This window comes from Neobacillus novalis NBRC 102450 (assembly GCF_001591805.1).
In the GTDB taxonomy this organism is placed as follows: domain Bacteria; phylum Bacillota; class Bacilli; order Bacillales; family Cytobacillaceae; genus Neobacillus; species Neobacillus novalis.
Map to the genome: position 1 here is coordinate 1 of NZ_BCVP01000013.1, position 23,651 is coordinate 23,651.

Consider the following 23,651-nt stretch of genomic DNA (forward strand, 5'->3'; position numbering starts at 1 on the left):
GGATTTATCCATGGGGCGAGGTCAAGTTCATGGTTCTGGAATAAAGTTGAAATATTATATTGGTGAAAAATGACTATTGATATGTTAAATTATAACTATTACAATCTGTTAATTGTGTTGAAGCAGACAAGGTTCAGGCCAAATATATTTGAAGGAGACAACAACGTGACAAGAAAATGGAAGTGGATGCTTGGCTGTTTCCTTTTCCTGCTGTTTTTAAATGGGTTTGGGATACTTGCGGTAACTATTTTAGGAAAATAGATTGACCAAATAAATCTAGCAGGGAATGACGTTATGACAACGAATTTAACAAGCCCGATTTCAAAGAAGCTGTTTTTTTCCATCCTTGTCGTGACCGTTGGTGCGGAGGTTCTGCTCTATCTAACCAGGTATAGCGGGTTGGCCGGCACCTTGTATGATGCCCTTATGGTGTCCTCGTTTTTTATCGGCTGGAAGCTTTACCGGCGCCTCGGCAGTCCAGAGGGCAAAGCGAAAACAAAACGGCAGCTAATGCTTCAATTCACAGGTGCATTTCTGATATTTTTCCTTGGAAGTACGGTGAATAATGTTTATTCAGCGAACACCTTCCAGGACTTTAACGTTCATTATGAACAGTATGTTCAAGATTATGCCGAAATGCAGGCGTATGACCCCGGAGATGAACAAACGACGACAGAACCGGTTTGGGCCTTTTTCGAAAAGGTAGATTTGGTGGGCTACGATATTTTCGCAGACACGCTTGCAGGTTTAGAAGAGGTTTGGCGGCTTGCCTATATCATTCTCTTCCTCGTGATTGGTAAAAAGATTTTCCCGAAGCGCTGGGAAAGCGGCCGAAGAGACATTTTCCTGATAGCGGCCCTATTTCTTACATCAATCCTGTTCGGCATCGACCATACATTGGGCGCCGCACAGCCATGGCCGATCAAAATTGGCGCTATCGTCACGTTCGCCAACATGGGGCTCTTATTTGGCTTAATCTTATTATGGACACGAAACCTCTGGGTGACCGTGCTCGTTCACTCCCTTTACGATATAACAGCCACGCTGTCTTGGTACTATGTCGAATACGCTGTCGAACTATTTGCCCTCGCTGTATTCGTTGTCCATCTGTTCCTGTTTACGCTGGAAAAAGTGAACCAAAGACGATTAAACCGGGAGATGGAAACGATAGAGCTGCAGCAAACGACCGAAGTTTTTCAAAACGCCGAATAACCAATCATAGAAAATAGAAAGAGCTGACGCCATTATTGCTAGCGTCAGCTCTTTTTTAATTATTTTGATAGGATGTTGAATTAATCCAATATTGAACAGTACCGTCATCCTGGACAACATATTCAATCTTTTCCCGTTCAAAAGCTGTAAGTAAACTATCGGCGGCCAATTCTTGCTTTACATCCAGCTCAATTAAATATTTATTAAGCCGAACCGGGTCAATATTTTTACCTGCTAGATAGCTAAGGATAGTAAGTCGTTGTTCCATAGCAGCAATCATATCCTGATGATGGTTCTTAAAGCTGGCCGGGGCCTTGACAGCGATTTCATTAGACAAAAACTTAGTTTGTGTTTCTTTGGCCTCCTGGAGGTCAAGATTCCTTTTTTCAATAACGTCGTTCATTAATTGTGCACTTTGCTCAGTGTAGTTTTGTTCGATTGCTAAATAGGAAACTATTTCCTCATGATTGGAAGACGAAAAATATATGATAATAAACAAACAAAATAATAGGACTCCGATTAGCAAAAAAATCCGCTTTTTCTTTGAGCGTTTATTGGCAGGAGAGTTGAACTTTACTTCCTTTTGGAAATGGCCGTTTGCATGCAGTTCCTCCAGCTCCTGCTTCACTTTTTGTTGGGCGGCGGTCAGCATCTTCAGCCCTCCGTTTGTAATAGAATGGAAAGAAACTATTACTATCCTACTACAAAAAGTGACAAAAAATCTATTAATTACCGAGTTTTTTTTCCAGCCTCTAAAATAAGATACTGCTGCAACAGGGAACATCCTTATTGGATATCTTCAGATTTAATCGTCGTGGTCTTGTCGAGTGAATATTCTCTCAAGCCGATATCGGCTGCTTCAAGTGTATAGATTGATTCGTAAACCGAATGTTTATTAGGACTGTCTTGGTAAAAAATATTATATTCTTCTCTTGTTGTTACTTTAAAGCCTGTTTCTGTTACCTGCATATCAAGAATCTCAAGATTGACGAATTCCTCGGTGATGCCCTTTTGTTCTAAGTGGGCAATGTATTTTTCCGTTTCAGCGTATCCCGGTCCAGTCGGTGAAAGGTAGGATGAGATCATGCTGAAGTCTCGGGCGTTAAACGCTTGAACCGATCTGGAAACATATTCACTCATGAAAATATACATTTGCTCTTTAGGATCAGCGTTTGGCGCATAACGGGCCAAGATGTTCATCACATGAGACTTTGCCTCTTCTTTTTCCTGTTCCGCTGCCAGTTCCTTGAACTGGAGATTCACCTCGCCCTCCCCTTCAATTTTTACAACATTACTTTTAATTGCCCCGCTAGCGCGGTTGAGGACAGCATAGATTTCCACAGTACCGTCAGTAGGCACTGGACCAAAGCTGTCGAAATTGCCTGTTTTCAGCCCAGTCTTTTTCCCATTAGCATAAATATCGGCATCATCACCATTTGAATAAATGGTGACATACTTTCCATCAAATTCAAGCGCAGCCGTGACGATATTGTCGCTGGCTTCCTTGAACTCCACCTCTGTTTCGGACGTCAAAGTGACATATTTTCCGGTGTAAATGCCCTTAAGGGAAAGGTTACCCGGTAATATCTTTCCAAGTGTTACCTCTTCACCCGGTTTTTTTAGGAGCTTGCTCTTGCCATTAAAGGAAACCTTTGTCTCTTCTAAATTGCTGCGTGCCTTGATTGTGAAAGGAAAGGCTTTGATAAAATATTGTTTATAAAGGAAAAACTTTTTCGGCCCATCAACAAGTGTGACCAGTTTGTTATCAGCGCCATCGATAATCGGAGAGAACGATGTCCCGGCAGCCTCATCTTTAAGTTCTTTGACAATCTGTTCGAAATCATTGTCTTTTGTTAAAAACGCTGCATAACCTTTTAGTTCTTCGTCGGATAGCTGCGCGTCTGTCCGGCCTTTTTCAAGAATCGCTCTCAAAGATTGATAGTCCTTTTGAGTAACGGCTTTTTCAAATTCTTCAACTGCTTTTTCTGCGGTGTACTGCTTTAATAGATATAAATGGGCGCCTAATAGGCCGGCTGCAAGGATAAGTACGATGGCAAGCAGCCATTTCATCGGTGTGGAAAGTGATCCTTTTGGCCCTTGTCCAGATCTCATTTGCGGCTCCTGTACTGTTACAGTTGTGGCCATTTCCCCACTGATTGGTTTTGAGATGGTTCTTGCCTTAGTGCCGCAGTTTTTACAAAATGCTTGCTGCGGCAATAATTGATGACCGCAATTTCGACAAAATGACATGTTATCTTCTACTCCTTTTAATTATAAATACCTATTTATCATAATATAAAACTACTCAGCATAACATCTTTCTTTTTACTAAAGTTCCCAAAATACAGGTAAATAGGCTTAGGTCGTTTGCTGACTTGCTATAACAGAAACATGAGCAGTTATTTTTTTACGATAAGACTATTATTCTTTAAAAATTGTATTTAAAAGAATTTTTATCAAGTAAACGGATGGAAGCCGGCAATCTGGACAGAAAGAAATGGCTGTCCTCCGAGGTTTTTCTCTGATTTCCTACAAAAAAGTTAGCAGTAATCCCGCAGTTTTCTGACATCGATGTATATAAAACCTGAAATAATTTTCCCAAAACCCAATCGAACGCCCTTTGGAACCGAGTGCGACAATCGACATAGGTCATTTTGTCGAATATTGCGAAAGTTTTTTCTTCGTTTCCCGAATTAACTATTGACCTATACAAGCAAAAAATACTAAAATTATATTTGTATATTCCGACTTTTCCGATAAAGGGTGAGTCGATTTTACAAAATGATAGGTTGATAGTTGATTAACTATTACAATTTTAATAGGGGGGAATTCTTTAATGAGCAAAAAGAACCACAATAAGCAACGCAAAATTGCTACATATGCTTTAGCGTCAGCTCTAGTATTGTCGAACTTTAGTATAGTGTCTCAAGCATCCGCAGCCACGACCTATAAGCCTGGTGATCTAGATTCAAAGCTTAAACAATATAGGGAGTATCAAAAAGCACATCAGTCCATGAAGACTGCAGATTCAAAGCTTAATAGTGCAAAAGCATCCCTTAAGGCCACTGACAAGGTTCGTGTTATCGTTGAGGTAGACGGGCAAACACCTGTTGAATATGCCACAAAGCAGGGGAAACTTTTCAAAGAACTAGCTGAAGATACGAAATCTTCACTTGCATCAAAGGTTGACAGCCAACAAAAGTCTGTAAAGAGCAAAATTACCTCCAAGGGTATTAAAATTGACTACAAACAGCAGTATGCAACAGCATTCAACGGTTTCAGCGGCGAGGTTGCCTATGGAGATGTTGCCAAGCTTGAAGCAATTGCTGGGGTAAAAAAGGTTTACCTCGCCAATTCCTATAACCGTCCTGTCCTTGAACCAAACATGAAAACAAGCCATAATTTCATCCAATCTCGTGATACATGGTCCGATTCTGGATTTAAGGGCGAAGGAATGGTTGTTTCTGTTATTGATACGGGCGTAGATCCATCCCACCGTGACTTTAAAATAACGGATACTAAAAAAGATGATTTAACAAAAGATGGAGTAACGAAGCTTGTTAAAGATAACAGCTTAAAAGGAAAGTTCTATACAGACAAAGTTCCTTACGGCTATAACTATTATGACCAAAACAATACCATCCTTGACCTAGGTCCTGGTGCAAGCATGCATGGAATGCACGTTGCCGGCACGGTTGCAGCCAACGGTGACGAAGCAAAGGGCGGAATTAAAGGGGTTGCACCAGAAGCACAGGTTCTGGCGATGAAGGTGTTTAGTAATGACCCGCTTTTCCCTTCGACAACATCTGATATTTATCTGGCAGCAATTGATGATTCCATCAAGCTTGGTGCCGATGTATTAAATATGAGCCTTGGTTCTACGGCATCCTTCTATGAAGAAAATAGTGCTGAGGATCTTGCGATTCGCAGAGCAACAGCAAACGGGATTGTTTGTGCGGTATCTGCTGGGAACTCACAGCATCTTGGATACGGCTGGGATGATCCATTTGCGAAAAATCCAGATATCGGCGTAGTTGGGGCACCAGGATTAAATCCAGATACCATCTCTGTTGCGGCAGCTGGAAATGAGGCCTACCTGTTCCAGCATGCGATTACGTTAGAGGGGAATACAAACTTCTCGGCAGTAGGTAAAGGAATCGATGATTGGAACCAGCTTGTGGCCGATAATGGCGGCAAATTTGAACTTGTCAGCCTTGGAGCTAAGCTTGGTACTCCAGAGGATTATGCAGGCCTTGATGTGAAAGGGAAAGTTGTCGTTGTTCCACGCGGAAGCTTAACATTTGTTGATAAAACGACAAATGCTGCCGCAGCCGGTGCTGCAGGTATTATTGTCTGGAATGCAACCAACGGAGTTCCATATGATAATCAGGGCGGCTGGGATGCGCCATTCATGTTTATCTCAAAAGCTGAAGGGGAAACGCTCAATGCTGCGATTGCGGCAGGCCAAAAAAACCTTAAAGTTTCTCAAATCAAGAAATCTGAAAGTCCTGAAATGGGCCGGATGACAGACTTTACTTCATGGGGAACAACACCATCCCTTGAAATGAAGCCGGAAATTACCGCACCAGGCGGCAATATTTATTCAACTGTAAACAATGATAAGTACGCACTTATGAGTGGTACTTCAATGGCAGCGCCACACGTTGCCGGCGGGTCTGCACTCGTTCAAGAATACCTGCAAGCAGATAAGCGCTTTAAAGATTTATCTGTAGCGGATCGAACACACTTAGCAAAGGTATTATTAATGAATACGGCTAAGGTGATCGATGATTTAGGAGGACAACCATTCTCACCACGCCGTCAAGGTGCTGGAATGATGCAAACCCATTCGGCTGTGACTACACCTGTATATGTGGTCAACAAGTCCAATGGTGAACCAAAGGTAGAATTGAAGGATTTCCAATCGAAGAAATTTGAAATGACCTTCACGGCTAAAAACGTTACGGACAAAGCTGTTACGTATGATGTAAATACAAAAGTCTTAACAGATTCATTCTATCAATATGAAAAAGACGCACCAGATTATAATGCATTAGAAGCTGGTGACATGAAAGATGCGAAGATTGATGCACCGAAGACGATAACGGTACCTGCTGGTAAGTCAGTCGATTTCACTGTTAAAGTCGATTTATCCAAAGCGAAAATCCCTGGCTATGATCTGGAAGGTAAAAAAGTATTCCGTGATCTTAAAGAAGACATTTTCGTTGAAGGTTCTGTGAATCTGAAAGCGCAGGGCGAAAAAACACCTAACTTAACGGTTCCGTATGTAGGTTTCTATGGTAAGTGGGACAACCCGTCCATCCTTGACGGCTTTAAAGATTTAGGAGAAGACCGTTTCTTCGATGTTACAGGCATGTTTGGAGCGAATGAGCCTGTTTCAGATATGCTAATCGATGACTGGTTCCAAGCACCAATTCCAGAAAAGAATGTATGGACGATTTCACCAGATGGTGACGGCTGGAATGATGATGTTAACGCCTTCCCTTCATTTTTAAGAAATGCCGCTGAAGTTCAATTTAACATCTTGGATAAAGATGAAAAATTACTTCGCCGTGTTAAAACAGAAACGCAAGTAAGGAAAAACTACTATAACGGCGGTCGCGGCGAAGTATATAACTATGAAACTGATAGAGCATGGGATGGTAAAGTCGGCGGTAAAACAGTAAAAGACGGCTTGTACTACTATGAAATTAAATCCGTAATCGATTATGCCGGCGCTAAGTGGCAATCGAAGAAGGTTCCAGTTTTAGTTGATTTGACGGCACCAAAGGTAGAAGCAACATATGATGCTGAAAAGGGTGCTGTAACGTGGAATACGACTGAAGAAGGTTCAGGTGTAGAAGTTTACGGCATATGGGTTAACGGGGTGTTCCAAGATTGGGTTGATGGCAAGGCTACTTCCTACGTGATTAAGAATGCACCAGAAAAAGCAGTGGTAGAAATCCTTGCTGGTGACTATGCACAAAACGTTTCCGTAGAAACAGCTGCTATCGGTGATGTCGAAATGCCGCTAATCTATCTAACTGACGGAACAAAAGATTCTTCGGGAGAATATGTTTCAAATACACCAGAAGCATATGGGGCATATAATACCCGTACTGTTCCAGTAAAAGGGATTGTCACAGATGACATCGGTCTTAAGTATGTTAAGGTTGCCGGAAAAGAAGTTCCATTGAAAAAAGATAAAGCTGGCAACTTAACGTTCTCAACTGAAGTGACGTTTGAAAAAGACGGCCTGCAAGGTATCTTTATTGAAGCGGTTGACCATTCGAACAAATCATTCTCGATTACTCGTTACGTATATATTGACACCACTAAAGGTGAAATCAATGTTACCGCACCGGAAAGAGTCGATGCAGCCGTTAAAGAAATCACTTTAGACGTGAACTTGAAGGATAACCATAGTTACCTTGATTTCTTTGTCGATGATAATAACGTATTAAAGAAATCTTCAGATAGCGAAGTTGATATGCAAAAGGCAATCAGCCAAAATGTGAAAGTGACCCTTCCATTAGAACTTGGCGAAAACAAGTTTACTTTGAAGCTAAAAGACATTGCAGGTAACGAAACAATCAAGGAACTTGCAATCAAACGTGCCAATGCTGAACCATCCGTATGGAAACAGGAAAATGGATCTTGGTATTACTATGTTGACAGTAAAAAGGCAACTGGCTGGGTACAAGATGCCGGTAAATGGTACTACCTTGCTAAAGACGGCAAAATGCAAACTGGCTGGGTGAAGGACGGCAATACTTGGTATTACCTGAATAAATCCGGTGCAATGGCAACTGGCTGGTTATTAGATGGCGGCAAATGGTATTTCCTAAATAAATCAGGTGCGATGGCAACTGGCTGGGTGAAGGACGGCAAAACTTGGTATTACCTTAATAAATCGGGCGCAATGGCGACGGGCTGGTTATTAGATGGCGGCAAGTGGTATTACCTCAATGCTAACGGTGCCATGGCCACAGGCTGGAAGTATGTGAACGGCAAATGGTATTTCCTCAATAGTTCTGGTGTAATGGCAGCAAACACAACTGTTGACGGCTATAAGCTTGGCAAGGACGGAGCTTGGATTAAATAAGCTTGGTTTCTACTAGAATAAGGCGAACAGAACGATTCTGTTCGCCTTATTTTTACTAGATTAAAAGAGAGTAAAAAAGATGATGGATTCACATAGGCCAATGGTTGGACAGGAATATGTCGAAAAATGCGAAAATAATTTTTATATTTTCTGAATATTCTATTGACCTATACTAAGCTAAAAGACTACTATTAGATTTGTAATATTCATTTTTTTTCGATTAAATAGGAGGGAAGTAGACAAAAAAACATCTTTTATGCTAGTCATCTATTATTTAGGGGGGCAATACGTTAATGGGTAAAAAGAATCAAAAAAGTAAGCATAAATTAGCTACATATGCGCTAGCTTCAGCGCTTGTATTATCCAATCTTGGTTTAGTTTCGTCAGCGACTGCGGCCACTTACAAACCAGGCGATTTAGAATCAAAAATAAAGCAGATTAAACAGTTTGAGGCAATGGATCCTGCTGCATTTACCGCAACAGATTCAAAAGCAGTTAAAACAAAAGCAAATCTTAAAGCAACAGATAAAGTTCGTGTGATTGTTGAAGTAGATGGGCAAACACCTCTAGAGTACGCTTCAAAACAAGGTCAATTATACAAGGAATTATCTGCCGATAAAAAATCCCAGCTTACTACTAAGGTAGAAAGTCAACAAAAGTCTGTTAAAGACAAAATTAAAGCAAAGGGAATCAACATTAAATATAAAATGCAATTTTCAACGGCATTTAACGGATTTAGTGGGGAGGTTAGCTATGGCGACCTTGCTAAGATTGAATCCATTGCAGGTGTAAAAAATGTTTATTTAGCCAATGAGTATTTACGTCCACAAGCACTTCCTGAAATGAAGACAAGCCATAACTTTATTCAATCCCGTGATACATGGGCTGACACTGGATTTAGAGGCGAGGGAATGGTTGTCTCCATTATTGATACAGGTATCGACCCATCTCACCGTGACTTTAAATTAACAGACAAGAGCAAGGAAGATCTGACTACCGATAAGGTTAGCAAGATTGTCAAAGATAATGGCTTAAAAGGGAAATTCTATACAGATAAAGTTCCTTACGGCTATAACTATTATGATCTAAATGATACCGTAATTGACTTAACTTCAAGTATGCACGGTATGCACGTGGCCGGAACTGTTACAGCTAACGGTGACGAAGCGAATGGCGGTATTAAAGGGGTTGCGCCTGAATCACAAGTTCTCGCGATGAAGGTATTTAGTAACGACCCAATCTACCCTGCTACATGGTCAGACGTATATCTTGTTGCTATTGACGACTCAATCAAACTTGGCGCTGATGTGTTAAATATGAGCCTTGGTGATGTCGCCTCTTTCTATACTGAAAATAGTGCTGAAGATTTAGCGATTCAACGTGCAGTGGAAAATGGGATCGTTTGTGCCGTAGCTGCAGGGAACTCAGGACATATCGGTTATGGATTGACGGGCGCGACTCCGCTCGCACAAAACCCTGATATTGGTACTGTCGGCGCGCCTTCCATTTATCCGGAGGCTCTCTCCGTTGCCGCATCAAACAATGGGACTAGCTTGTATAAGCATGCACTTACATTAGCTGGTTTTGAATCCTTCAAGAGTGATGGTTTTGGATCGGACGACTGGACAAAGCTGGCTGCTGATAAGGGTGGCAAACTTGAACTAGTTAGTCTTGGCGGGAAACTAGGGGCGCCAGAACACTATCAAGGTGTCGATGTAAAAGGAAAAGTAGTTGTAGTACCACGTGGAGACTTGACCTTCGTTGATAAAACGACAAATGCCTTTGCAGCAGGCGCGGCAGGTATTATTGTATACAATAATGGCGGAGCCTTCCAAAATAGTCTTGGCGGCATGGAAATTCCGTTCATGATGATCGAAACGGCCGATGGCGCAGCACTAGAAGCAGCGATTTCAGCAGGTAATAAAACGCTGAATGTAAAATCAGCGACAGTTGAAAGCCCTACAGTAGGCAAGATGACAACCTTCACGTCATGGGGAACAACTCCATCCTTGGAGATGAAACCTGAAATTACCGCTCCGGGTGGAAGTATATACTCGACATTGAACGGTGATAAATACGGTACTAAGAGCGGCACCTCGATGGCAACGCCACACGTTGCTGGCGGATCAGCATTGGTGCAGCAATATTTGCAAAACGATAAGCGTTTCGGCCAGCTCTCAGTTGGTGAGCGTACAAAACTTGCCAAAGTCTTGTTAATGAACACAGCAAAAGTTATCAATGACGTTGATGGTCATCCGTACTCGCCGCGCCGTGAAGGAGCGGGGATGATGCAAACTCTTTCTGCTGTAACAACACCAGTATATGTTGTCAATAAGGCAACGGGTGAAGCGAAGGTAGAATTAAAGGATTTCCAATCGAAAAAATTTGAAATGACCTATACAGCGAAAAACGTTTCCGATAAAGATGTTAAATACAAAGTGAACACAACCGTTTTAACTGACGCAGTTAAAAAACAAGCCAAGGAAGGCGCTCCGGACCTAAATGCTCTTGCTACTGGTGATATGGAAGGTGCGAAAGTAGAAGCACCGGAAACCATCACTGTACCTGCAGGAAAATCAGTCGACTTTACCGTGAAAGTAGACTTGTCAGGTGCAAAAATTCCTGGGTTCGATAAAGACGGGAAGAAAATTTCTCTTGACCTTCATGAAGATATTTTTGTAGAAGGATCCGTTAATTTACAAGACACTAATTCAAAGGCACCGAATCTGACTGTTCCATATCTCGGCTTCTATGGTAAATGGGAACGTCCACAAGTTGTTGATGGCTTCAGAAGTCTTGGTGAAACATCTTATTATGATTTATCAACCGTTAGGAAATACGGTAAAGATGTCCAAAACATGCTAACGAATAATGATAAAAATTTCCTTGCTCCTGTTCCAGGAAAGAATGTTTATCCGCTTTCACCGAACGGAGATGGTGCGTTTGATAATATCAACGTCCTTCCATCCTTCCTTCGCAACGTCGAAGAAGTTCAATTTAATGTCTTGGACAAGGATGGTAACTTCCTACGCCGCATGAAAGCTGAAGCACAATTGATTAAGAGTGCTTATGATGGCGGCAGTGGTGATGCGGCATCTCAAAAGGCAGACCGTGTATGGGATGGAAAAGTAAAAGGACAAGTTGTTAAGGATGGTTTGTATTATTACGAAATCAAATCCCTTATCAGCTATAAGGGTGCTGAGTGGCAATCTAAGAAGATTCCAGTCTATGTTGACACAACAGCGCCTAAAGTTACAGCAACGTACGACCCTGCTAAATCTGTTGTAGCCTGGGAAGCAGTAGAAGATGGAACAGGCGTTAAACAGTATAGTATTTTCGTAGACGGTGTGCTTAATGGTACTGTCGACGGCAAAACAACTTCTTATCAGCTTGTAAATCCACCGAAAAAAGCTGTCGTAGAAGTCGTTGCCCGCGATTATGCTGATAACTATGGAGCCGACACGGCTGCGATTGGCGATGTAAATCTGCCGAAAATTTACCTTGATGATTACGGTCCAGAACCATATGCAGGTTACAACACATTTGTAATTCCCGTTAAAGGTTATGTAGCTGAGGATACTGGTCTAAAATCGTTCAAAGTAAATGGAAAAGTAGTTCCAACAACGAAGGATGCTAAAGGGAACTATGCTTTCGATACCACAACTACGTTTGATCATGAGGGCTTAGTTGACGTTATTTTTGAAGCAACTGATCATTCCAACAAGACATTCTCGATTTCTCGTAAAGTCTTCTTGGATCTAACAAAACCTACTATCAACGTAACAGCACCGGACAGAGTGGACAAGAATGTTAAAGAGGTTACAATTGATGTCAACCTGCAAGATAACTATCACTATCTAAATTTCTTTGTTGATGAAAATCATGAGTTTGAAACACCATTCATTAGCCCGGTAGATTACCTGGCTCCATTGGATAAGAACACTAAAGTGAAAGTTTCATTAGCGGAAGGCGAAAACAAAGTAGTTCTAAGGGCGGTTGACTTTGCCGGAAATGAAACAATTAAGGAAGTTATTATTAATCGCAAGGATGCAGATCCGAAACCGGATCCAGATCCAAAGCCAGACCCGGATCCAAAACCAGATCCAAAGCCGGATCCAAAACCAGATCCAAAACCGGAAGTGAAAAACGGCTGGAGCTTAGAAAACGGTTCATGGTACTTCTATACGAAGGATGTAAAAGCTACCGGATGGGTACAGACTGGCGGCAAATGGTACTACCTTGCTAAAGATGGCAAAATGCAAACTGGTTGGGTGAAGGACGGCAATACTTGGTATTACCTGAATAAATCGGGTGCAATGGCCACAGGCTGGTTGAAAGACGGTAACACATGGTATTACCTAAATAAATCGGGTGCAATGGCTACCGGCTGGTTACTAGATGGCGGCAAGTGGTATTACCTCAACGCTAGCGGTGCAATGGCTACTGGCTGGAAGCTAGTCAATGGCAAATGGTATTACCTCTATAAATCAGGTGTAATGGCAGCTAACACAACTGTTGACGGCTATAAGCTTGGCAAGGATGGAGCTTGGATTAAATAGGATTAGTTCCTTCTATTATTAACGCGAACGGATTTCGATCTGTTCGCGTTTTTTTTGCGGTGCCTGACACCACCCCGCCAAAATTTCGCTACTATTCCCTCTTATTCTACTAAAAAAACATTGACCGTTTCCCTGCTCTCTACTAAAATTGGATTAGCATTTAGATTTTTCCTACAATTCTGGAAACGAATTGCTAGAGTGAAATAATTTAAGTATGCTAGTTATTTTAGAGGGGGAAGCAAGAGCATGAGCCTAAAGTCATGGAAAAAGAAAAAGAAGATGACTTCTTATGTGTTGGCATCAGCGTTGGTTTTATCCAATCTCGCTTACGTGGCACCAGCTGCGGCGGCATCGCCAACACCAACGGCAAAAAAAGATTACGCTTCAATGGTCAAACAGTTTAAACAACATCTAAAAGTAAACAATCGCCACAAGCTCAGCGAGAAGCTTAAAGACAAGTTCAAAGCGACAGAACAGGTTCGTGTCATTGTCGAAGTAGAAGGACAAACACCCGTTGAGTTAGCGACAAAGCAAGGGAAACTGTACAAGGATTTATCAGAAAGCATCAAAGACTCCATGGCTGTTAATCTTGAAAAGCAGCAGGCAACAGTAAAGGACAAAATTAAGGCCAAAGGTGTTAAGCTTAAATATAAAAACAACTTCTCAACTGCCTTCAACGGGTTCAGCGGTGAAATCGCATTTGGCGATATGGAAAAGCTTGAAGCAGTCGAAGGAGTAAAACACGTTTATTTAGCAAATGAGTACAAGCGTCCAGTAAAACCTGACCTGAAAACAAGTAAATCATTTGTACAAGCACCTGAAACTTGGGCAGATGCAGGCCTAAAAGGCGAGGGAATGGTAGTCGCCGTCATCGACACAGGGGTGGACCCAAGTCATAAAGACTTTGTTTTATCTAATGCGTCAACAGCTGGGTTAAACAAGAATGATGTTAATCAAATTGTGAAGAAGGATAAATTAAAGGGGAAGTTTTATACCCAAAAGGTACCATACGGCTATAACTATTTCGACCAAAATGACACCATCCTTGATAAAGGATATGAAACCGGGATGCACGGGATGCATGTAGCCGGGATTGTTGCCGCGAATGGCGACGAAGAACATGGCGGTGTTAAAGGGATGGCTCCGGAAGCACAGGTTCTGGCGATGAAGGTATTTAGTAATGATGTTCTTTTCCCTTCGACCTGGTCAGATGTGTACCTCGCCGCCATTGATGATTCAATCAAGCTTGGTGCCGATGTACTGAATATGAGCCTTGGTGAAGTAGCTTCTTTTTATTCGAAAGATAGTGCAGAAGATGTAGCGATTACAAGAGCAACCAATAATGGGATTGTGTGCTCAATGTCTGCCGGCAACTCGGGCACGATTTCATACGGCTGGGGTAATCCGTACTACAAAAACCCGGATATCGGAGTCGTTGAAGCACCGGGATTAAATCCGGATGGAATTTCTGTTGCAGCGGCGAATAATATTTCAACCCTATACCAGCATGCAATCACGGTTGACGGATTCACTGGTGTTGGTTATGGGACGGACGATTGGACGAATGTGGCAGCTGAAAGTGAAGATTTACAAGTAGTCAGTCTAAACGGCGGATTTGGTGATTGGGAAGATTATGAAGATGTCGATGTCGTCGGCAAGGTGGTTCTTGCTCAACGCGGCGAAATCTCATTTGCGGAAAAAGCATGGATTGCCGCTGAAGCAGGTGCTTTCGGCATTATCGTCTATGATACCGGAAGCTCAACATTCTATAAAAACCAAGGCGACTTTGATATTCCGTTTATGTTAATTTCGAAAAAGGAAGGTCAGTCGTTGGAAGCTGCAATTGCAGCCGGACATACCTCTTTGAAAATCAAGCAGATAGACAAACAGCAAGACCCTGACTCAGGGCGAATCACCGAGTTTTCCTCTTGGGGAACAACACCGGGTCTTGAGTTAAAACCGGAAATTACAGCTCCAGGCGGGAAAATCATTTCAACCTTAAATGATAACCAATATGGTGAAATGAGCGGTACATCAATGGCGGCTCCGCATGTAGCCGGCGGCGCAGCCCTAGTCCAGCAATACCTGCAAAAGGACAAGCGCTTCACAGGTCTTTCAGTCAGCGACCGTACTCATTTAGCTAAAACATTATTAATGAACACGGCAAAAATTATTGACGATGCAAATGGCCAGCCATTCTCACCAAGACTTCAAGGTGCAGGAATGATGCAGACCTACAATGCGGTGAAAACACCTGTATATGTTGTCAATAAAAGCAATGGCCAAGCAAAAGTAGAATTAAAAGACTTTACGTCGAAACAATTCACCATGACACTTTCTGCTAAAAACGTTTCAAAGAAAGATGTCACCTATACAGTAAAAACCAATGTATTGGCAGATACCCAAAAGCAAAATAAAGATGGGGAAGCTACTAATGCCCTAATCGCCGGTAATCTTGAAGGGGTAGTCATTGACGGTCCGGCTAAAGTTACCATTCCAGCCGGAGCAACGAAAGATATCACCATCAAGGTGGATATTAGTAAGGCAAAGGTTCCTGCCATTGACACGAAAGGGAACAAAAAGACTGTTGCTCTTAAGGAAGATATGTTTGTTGAAGGCTTTGTTAGATTAATAGATGCCGATAAGAATGTTGCCGGCAAGAAAGAACTAAGCCCTGACCTGACCATTCCATATGTTGGCTTCTACGGCAAATGGGACCGTCCATCCATTCTTGATGGCTTTAAAGATTTTGGAGAATCACGCTTCTATGATCTTCAAGGCATGTTTGATTGGGAAGATGAAGATGGGAATAAAGAAGAATTTCCTGTCCATGATATGTTGTCAGATGACTGGTTCACTGCGCCTGTTCCTGACAAAGGTTTTTATGCCATCTCACCAAACGGCGACTGGATGCAGGATGATATCAATGTTCTCCCAGCATTTTTACGAAATGCAGCCGAGGTTCAAGTTAACATTCTAGACGGTAACAAACAATTACTTCGTCGGGTGAAATTGGAGAAGAACGTATTTAAGAGCTATTTTGATGATGGTTACGGAATGCCATTCTCCTATAATTACGACCGTACTTGGGACGGAACCGTTAAAGGCCAAGTGGTTAAAGACGGTTTGTATTACTACCAAGTGAAATCAGCGATTGATTACAAAGGTGCCGGCTATCAAACAAAAGACATTCCAGTTTTTGTTGATACAACCGAACCGAAAGTATCTGCAAGCTTCGACCCTGAAACATCTGTTGTCAGCTGGAAAACGGTTGAGAAAGGTTCTGGCGTTCAAGCTTATGGTATTTTCGTAAATGGAGAATTTGTAGATGAAACGACTGGTGATGAAAACAGCTACGAGTTAGCCGATGTTCCGGAGGGTTCTTCTATCGATGTCCTTGCCGTTGATTATGCGTATAACTTTGGCGGGGATACCGTTACTTTTGGCGATGTAGAAGGGGACCCAATAATTATCAATTTTTCAACCATGCCTTATGGTGCCTATAACTCGAATGAAGTTCCTGTTTCTGGTGTGGTCATTAATGAAGTAGGATTAAAATCATTGACGGTTAACGGTAAAGAGACCAAATTCACCCATTCGGGACCAGGAGGGTATGAGTTTTCAACGACAACAACATTTGCGAAGGATGGTTACTACGACGTCATCGTCAAGGCCGTAGATAAATCGAACAACACATCATCGATTTCCCGCAAGGTGTTTATTGATACGACTGCACCACAAATCAATGTGAGTGCACCAACGGTTGTTCCAGAAAAAACCGATAAAGCTACCCTGAAGCTTAACCTAAAGGATAACTTCAACTATCTTTCATTATTCGTTGACGATAATCATGAATATGAAAAAGCAATCGTCGGTCCAGTAGATGTTCTGAAACCTGCCAATGATAATGTTGAAGTAAAAGTAGCGCTTAAAAAAGGCGTCAACAAAATTACCTTAAAACTTCTTGACCTGTCAGGCAACGAAACAGTTAAGGAAATCGTGATTAACCGGGCAAATGTCACAGGCTGGAAGCAAGAGGACGGTTCATGGTACTACTATAAAAACAGTGTCAGAGCAACCAAATGGTTTAAGGAAGGCAATACTTGGTATTACCTAGGTCAAGACGGAAAAATGCAGACAGGCTGGATAAAAGACAATAACAAATGGTACTTCTTAACCAAGAGCGGCACAATGGCTGAGAACCAATGGGTCCTTGACCGCGGCAAATGGTATTATCTTGGCTCCGGAGGCGTAATGAAAACCGGCTGGGTTGCGCTAAAAGGCAAATGGTACTACCTTAACGCAAACGGCGAAATGGCAACAAGCTGGAAACTGGTTGGCGGAAAATGGTACTACCTCAACGCAAACGGTGAAATGGCAACAGGCTGGAAACTAGTTAGCGGCAAATGGTACTACCTCAACAACTCCGGTCAACTAGCCGTCAATACAACCATCAACGGCTACAAAGTAGACAAAAACGGCGTTTGGATTAAATAATAGTGGTGCCTGGCACCTTCTTCCATTAAAAGGAGAAAGGTGCCTGACACCCAGGTAGGCGGGCAGAGCAATCTGCCCGCCTTTCATGTTGGGGAGGAATGTCAAAATTACTAAAATCGACATGTTTTTCAAATTTTAGTTGAAAAATTGTCACAAAATGAGAGAATAGAAGAGTAGTAAAAAATAGTTTAAGAGAGAGAGAATTATTCTGGGAGGAAAAATAGTGAAGAAAAAACGTATCGCAGCTTTCGCTTTGGCAACCATGCTGTTTTCTTCAACAGCTTCCGGGGTTACCGCTGCTGGTAGTTATACATGGAAGTATCAGAACAATAATTGGTACTATCAGACCACTGCAGGCAAGAACGTAACAGGCTGGGTCCTTGATAATAAAAGCTGGTATTTTCTTGGCAGCAATGGTGTCATGAAGACTGGCTGGCTGTTAGACAAAAATCGCTGGTACTTTCTTGATAAAAAAAGTGGTGCGATGAAAACGGGCTGGTTGAAAGACGGTAACACCTGGTATTTTCTCGATTCAAGCGGTGCAATGAAAACCGGCTGGCTGCTTAACGCCAATACGTGGTACTTCCTTCAGCCGAGCGGCGCGATGAAGACAGGCTGGTTATTAAATAACGGCAAATGGTATTTTCTTAACACCAGCGGCGCAATGAAAACGGGCTGGTTAGCCAATGCGAATAACTGGTATTTCCTTGACTCAAGCGGTGCGATGAAGACCGGCTGGATTGAAGACAAGAAATTAAAATATTACCTAAAGCCAAGCGGTGAAATGATCACAGGCCAAAAATACATTGACGGCGAGCCCTACGTATTTTCTGCCTCTGGGGCATTGAACACCAACCCAATCACTGGCTGGTTCCGCGACGGCTCTATTATCATCTACTTCGATAAAGATGGCAGCAAACACACAGGCTGGTTAGTCGACGGGAGTAATAAGTATTATTTTTCCGAAGAGGGCTCTATTCAAACGGGCTGGCTGACCGAAGGAAGTAATAAGTATTATTTTGGGTCCGATGGAAAAATGCAAACAGGTTTGCAAACCATTGATAATCAAGTCTATTATTTTGGAACCGATGGTGGACTGCAAATAGCTAGTGGCTGGAAGCAGATTGGAACGAAGTGGTATTATTTTGGGAGCGAAGGAGCTGCCTATAAAGGCTGGCTGACCGATGACGCGAAAAAGTTTTACCTAGGCTCTGACGGTGCGATGGTAACGGGCTGGCTCTTAGATAATAACAAATGGTACTTTATGAACAGCACCGGAGTAATGACAACTGGCTGGATTTTAGATAATGGAAAAAAGTATTTCTTGAACAATGATGGCATTATGCAGACCGGCTGGTTAAGCGATAAAGCGGAAACGTATTATTTGAATAAAAGCGGAGCCATGACCATTGGCTGGCTGGACTTGGATAACAAGAAGTACTATTTTGATCCAAATGGAAAAATGGTGACCGGCGAGCAAGTGATCGACGGTAAGCTCTATACCTTTTTTGAGAATGGCATCTTAAATACTGGACCGGTTATCCAAAAAACCAATTACAATCTAACCTTTGAGCAAATGCTTGATATCGAAATGAAGCAAAGTCCGCAAACAGATAAATATAGAAATAACAAAGCATTTGTTAGTTCAGATTTTGTCTTACAGGATGCAAAGGATCCTAAGAAGGGTGTCGTGACAGGGACCTCAATAAATGTTCGTGAAGATACAAATAATAACGCGTTTGTTTACGGAACGCTGAAGCAAGGGGCGCAGGTAACCATTGTTTCACAAGTGGGAACTTGGTATGAAATTGCGTATGTTACTTGGCGGAATGCAAAAACGATGGATGTTGCTTATTATTTGAATCCAACTACCTTTAGCCCAACAGATCCAGAGTACTTCCAATTCCTTCTATTAAATAAAAGTGTGGGAACGACGGCTCAGGATTTAAATGCCAATGTCCTTCTTGGAAAAGGCATTTTAGCAGGAAAAGGAGAGGCATTCCTGAAAGCGGGCAAACAAAATAATGTGAACGAGGTTTACCTCGTTGCTCATGCTTTGCTTGAGACTGGCAACGGGAAATCGAACCTCGCCAATGGTATCGTTGTTGACACGGTTGATGGGAAGAAGCTTGATAAACCCGTGACAGTTTATAATATGTTCGGTATTGGCGCGATTGACACCTGTCCCGAAACATGCGGGGCGCAAACCGCTTATAAGAAGGGCTGGTTTACACCTGAAGATGCTATCATCGGGGGGGCAGCGTTCATTGGCGATGGATATATTAATGCTGGTACACCACAGAATACCCTTTATAAAATGAGATGGAATCCAAATGTCCCATGGCATCAATATGCAACCGATATTGGCTGGTCGGTAAAGCAGGTAAATAATATTAAAAAAGTCTACGATTCATTAAGTTCGTATACATTGTACTTTGATATTCCTGTATATAAGTAGTATTCAAAAGGGCTGTGCAGTCAAATGCGCGGCCCTTTATTATTTTCGTTTAAAGAGGCAAATACTATTCCTACTGGAAACTTTTTTATTTACAGTTTGATCTTGTTGCGCTAAAATAGAAATACATTCAATTATTGAACTTATCGGAGGGGCTCCCCAATGGAACAACACTTATTTCAATTATTAGAGGCCATTAATAAAAATGCTAACCTAAATCAAAAGAAACTGGCGGAAATATGCGGTATTTCGATCGGCAAAGTGAATTACCTTATCCATGATTTAACGTTTGGCGACTATATTTATAGCGAAAAAAAAGGCCGCAATATCAGCTATTTTTTAACACAAAAAGGAATCGATTTTCTGCAAAGCGGCATCGAGGCTTACCACCACAAAAAGGTGAATATACATCAGGAACCATTAACGGAAATTAAACAGGCTGTGATTTTAGCAGCGGGAATGAGAAAAGATCTCAACAAACCAGCAGGTCTAATGGCGATTGATGAAACCACTTTGCTTAAAAGAAATCTTGATATTTTGCAGGAAAATGGCATCAATGACATTGTGATCGTCACCGGCTACAAACCGGAAACATTCGCCGAATATCCTGAATTTAATCATCTGACATTTGTTGAAAATAAAAAATATAAATGGACCGGCTCGATGGCCTCTTTGGCGGCGGCTCAGCCTCATATTGCCAATGATTTTCTATTGATAGAAGACGATATTCTCATTGAAGAGCGGGCAATTAAGGAAATCCTTGCCCATCCGCAGCGCGACTGTGTCCTCATCACCAACGAAAGCGGCTCCGGAGACGAGGCGTTTGTTGAAATTAAAAACGGTTATCTTCATAAAATTTCGAAGGATATTCACCAATTCAATCATGTCGATGGTGAAATGATTGGAATCAGTAAGCTTTCCTATGAAGTGTATACAAAGATGGTCAGTGAATATCAGCAAAATAATCGGAATCCATTGCTGCATTACGAATATATGCTGTTAGATATTTCAAGGCACTACAATATTGGCTTTTTGGAAATCCATAATCTTATCTGGGGCGAAATTGACAGCTTGCAGCACTATAACATCGTCACCGAAAAAATCTATCCGATGCTGAAGCGAAAAGAGGCCGTATTCAGGGAAATTTGGATTAAAAGCCACCTGATGGAGGCTCTTAATCTGGCCTATGATGATATTGAGGACATTCAGCCATTTGGCGGGATGACGAATAAAAACTTTAAAGTAGTGATTCAAGGCAAAGAGTACGTGCTCCGGATTCCGGGGAACGGAACCGAATCGCTGATTAACCGAAAAGAGGAAAAATTCAATGCAGCGCTTGCGGGTAACCTGGGCATTGATACGGAGCTGGTTTATTTTAATGAAGAATCGGGCGTAAAAATTGCTGAATTGATTCCGGAGGCGGAAACACTGACCCCTAAAATGGCGAAACGCCAGGATATCATGGAGCTGACAACAGCCAACTTTAGAATTCTGCACTTTTCAGGACTAGAAATGGCTGGCCGCTTTGATGTTTTTGAAAAAATCGACGAGTACGAGCGGTTGATGCAGGAAGCAAATGCCCTCCCATATGAGCACTATGAAGAAACGAAGGCTCACGTAATGGTCTTGAAAGAAATTTACCAAGGGATGGATATTGCTCTTGCGCCTTGTCATAACGATGCGCTTCCGCAAAACATCGTCAAAAGCGGTGCGGATAAACTTTATCTGATTGACTGGGAGTACAGCGGTATGAATGATCCGATGTGGGATCTTGCCTGGCATGCGATGGAAAGTGACTTTTCACCAGAAGAAGAGGAACTATTTTTAACACTTTATTTCCAGGAAGATGAAGTATCACTTCAGATTCAGCAGCGGATGATTATGAATAAAATTTTCCAAGATTTCCTTTGGACGATTTGGACCGTTATCAAAGAAGCCAAGGGTGACGACTTTGGCACCTACGGGACCGACCTTTTAGCAAGATGTAGAAAGAATTTAGAACACGACTTGATTCGGGAGATGACGTATGAATATCAAAAGTAAAGGTGTATTCTTTGGGTTGGCTTCGGGGATTACTTGGGCGCTTGACACGCTTTTAATCGGAATCGTTTTATCCAAATCAATGTTTAACTCAAATGCAATGGTGTTTTTTCTAGCTCCATTAGTTAGTACATTTTTCCACGATATGTTATCGAGCTTGTGGATGATGCTATATATGACGATTAGAAGAGAATTTAAGGCTCCGTTTAAAAAGCTGCGTACAAGAAGCGGTCGGTTTGTTATCCTGGGCGCACTTCTTGGTGGACCGATTGGGATGACGGGATACGTGCTTGCCGTTAAATATTTGGGTTCATCGTTAGCCGGTTCTATTTCCGCTGTTTATCCTGCGGTTGGCGCTTTTTTCGCCTTCATATTACTAAAGGATCGATTAACGGTAAAAAACTGGATCGGCTTGTTTATCAGTATTCTATTTATCTTTTTGTTAGGATTTGCCGGGGGCGAACCATCTCAAAGCTATATTCTTGGATTTTCATTCATTCTTTTAAGCATTTTTGGCTGGGGAATGGAATGTGTTATTCTTGCATACGGAATGAAGGATGATGAAATTACGCCGGAGCAGGCCTTGCAAATTCGTCAGTTAGTTTCCGCCGTAACCTATGGCGTTTTAATTTTACCATTTTTCAATGCCTATCCGCTTGTCGGAACTGTGCTAAAGAGCAGTGAGATGCTCTTCATTGCCGTGATTGCCCTTTCCGGAACGGCTTCGTATGTGTTCTATTACAATGCAATTTATGTAATAGGACCAACCCGGGCAATGGCCTTGAATATTTCGTATTCCGCATGGGGGATATTTTTAAGTTTTATCATTTTGAAGGAACCAGTTACCGCAAAGATTGTCTTTTTTAGTATAATGATTTTGGTTGGCTCGATTATTACCGTCGCCAATCCGGAAGAACTAAAATGGATGAATATCCGTAAAGGCAGGAGAGCAGCATAAATGAGAGCAATTCTACTCGCAGCAGGAATGGGCACAAGATTACGGCCATTAACGTTAACAACACCTAAATCACTAACCGTCGTAAACGGCAAACCGATGCTCGAGAAGCAGGTTGAATATTTACAAGAAATAGGCGTCGAAGAAATCATTGTCGTCACCGGTTATTTAGCGGAAAAATTTGAGTATTTAAAAGAGAAGTACGGTGTTACGCTCATTCACAATGATAAATACGAGATCTACAACAATATGTACACGATGTATTTAGTCAGGGAGTACCTCCACGACACGTATGTGATTGATGCCGATGTCTACTTGCATCATAATTTCTTGTTGAAAAATCCGAAAACGTCGATGTATTTTAGCGCGCGCAAGCCGGATTTTAAAGCAGAGTGGATGATCCGCTACGATGACCAATATAAGGTAACCGATATTGAAGTCGGCGATGGTAATCATGAATACATTCTTTGCGGCGTTTCCTACTGGTCCGAGGAGGATGGCTGTTATATTGTCGGAAAACTGGAGGAAGCCGTCGAGAGCGGTAACTTTAAGGACTTCTGGTGGGATGAAATCATTAAGAACAATTTAGACGGCTTGAATGTTCATCTTCAAGAGATTCATCCGAACGATAGCTATGAAATCGACTCATTAGAAGATCTTGAAAAAGTGAATAAGCTGCTGGCGGCGGAGGAATAAATGAAACGGGCATAAGGGTGCCCGTTTTTTTGCGGAGATTTACAGCAATCAATAAAAAAGGTTCATAAAGCCGCGCCAGAGGAAAAAGGGTCAAAGCGGTCAATAAGAGCGATTCATAAAGTTCGCGCCAGA

The 23,651-nt window shown here is 42.0% G+C and carries 11 protein-coding genes; 9 read left to right on the forward strand and 2 right to left on the reverse strand.

Going from position 1 to position 23,651, the window contains the following annotated elements; translation table 11 throughout:
* Window positions 1–81: 81 nt before the first annotated feature.
* Both BANVL01_RS27775 and BANVL01_RS11760 read left to right on the forward strand, forming a co-directional pair.
* Entirely contained in the window at window positions 82–261 is a 180-nt protein-coding gene (locus BANVL01_RS27775) for a hypothetical protein (RefSeq protein ID WP_169803171.1), read from the forward strand.
* 33 nt (window positions 262–294) lie between these two features.
* A complete protein-coding gene (locus BANVL01_RS11760) occupies window positions 295–1,212 on the forward strand; it encodes a CPBP family intramembrane glutamic endopeptidase (protein WP_066091948.1) in 918 nt (305 codons plus the stop codon).
* Window positions 1,213–1,267: 55 nt separating this feature from the next.
* Here the strand turns inward: BANVL01_RS11760 and BANVL01_RS11765 are convergent, their stop codons facing one another.
* Together BANVL01_RS11765 and BANVL01_RS11770 are read right to left on the reverse strand one after the other, a co-directional pair.
* A complete protein-coding gene (locus BANVL01_RS11765; protein ID WP_066091945.1) occupies window positions 1,268–1,864 on the reverse strand; it encodes a hypothetical protein in 597 nt (198 codons plus the stop codon).
* A 134-nt stretch (window positions 1,865–1,998) separates the two neighbouring features.
* Entirely contained in the window at window positions 1,999–3,462 is a 1,464-nt protein-coding gene (locus BANVL01_RS11770; RefSeq protein ID WP_066091942.1) for a zinc ribbon domain-containing protein, read from the reverse strand.
* A 586-nt stretch (window positions 3,463–4,048) separates the two neighbouring features.
* Here BANVL01_RS11770 and BANVL01_RS11775 point away from each other — a divergent pair.
* The 7 genes from BANVL01_RS11775 (at window position 4,049) to BANVL01_RS11805 (ending at window position 23,519) form a co-directional block, all read left to right on the forward strand.
* Entirely contained in the window at window positions 4,049–8,317 is a 4,269-nt protein-coding gene (locus BANVL01_RS11775; RefSeq protein ID WP_066091936.1) for a S8 family serine peptidase, read from the forward strand.
* Window positions 8,318–8,610: 293 nt separating this feature from the next.
* Complete coding sequence (locus tag BANVL01_RS28685) at window positions 8,611–12,876, forward strand: S8 family serine peptidase (RefSeq protein ID WP_066091935.1); 4,266 nt, start codon at window positions 8,611–8,613, stop codon at window positions 12,874–12,876.
* Window positions 12,877–13,122: 246 nt separating this feature from the next.
* Entirely contained in the window at window positions 13,123–17,373 is a 4,251-nt protein-coding gene (locus BANVL01_RS28690) for a S8 family serine peptidase (RefSeq protein ID WP_066091934.1), read from the forward strand.
* Window positions 17,374–17,596: 223 nt separating this feature from the next.
* On the forward strand, window positions 17,597–19,831 hold the full coding sequence (locus BANVL01_RS11790) for a glucosaminidase domain-containing protein (RefSeq protein ID WP_066091932.1): 2,235 nt from the start codon (window positions 17,597–17,599) through the stop codon (window positions 19,829–19,831).
* A gap of 159 nt (window positions 19,832–19,990) precedes the next feature.
* Window positions 19,991–21,871: a phosphocholine cytidylyltransferase/choline kinase family protein gene (locus tag BANVL01_RS11795; protein WP_066091928.1), complete on the forward strand. Its 1,881-nt coding sequence runs from the start codon at window positions 19,991–19,993 to the stop codon at window positions 21,869–21,871.
* The gene (locus BANVL01_RS11800; protein WP_066091925.1) at window positions 21,855–22,826 is read left to right on the forward strand and encodes a DMT family transporter; all 972 of its coding nucleotides are present in this window, start codon (window positions 21,855–21,857) and stop codon (window positions 22,824–22,826) included. The genes BANVL01_RS11795 and BANVL01_RS11800 overlap by 17 nt, the downstream gene beginning before the upstream one ends.
* Entirely contained in the window at window positions 22,827–23,519 is a 693-nt protein-coding gene (locus BANVL01_RS11805) for a sugar phosphate nucleotidyltransferase (protein ID WP_066091922.1), read from the forward strand.
* Window positions 23,520–23,651: the final 132 nt, after the last annotated feature.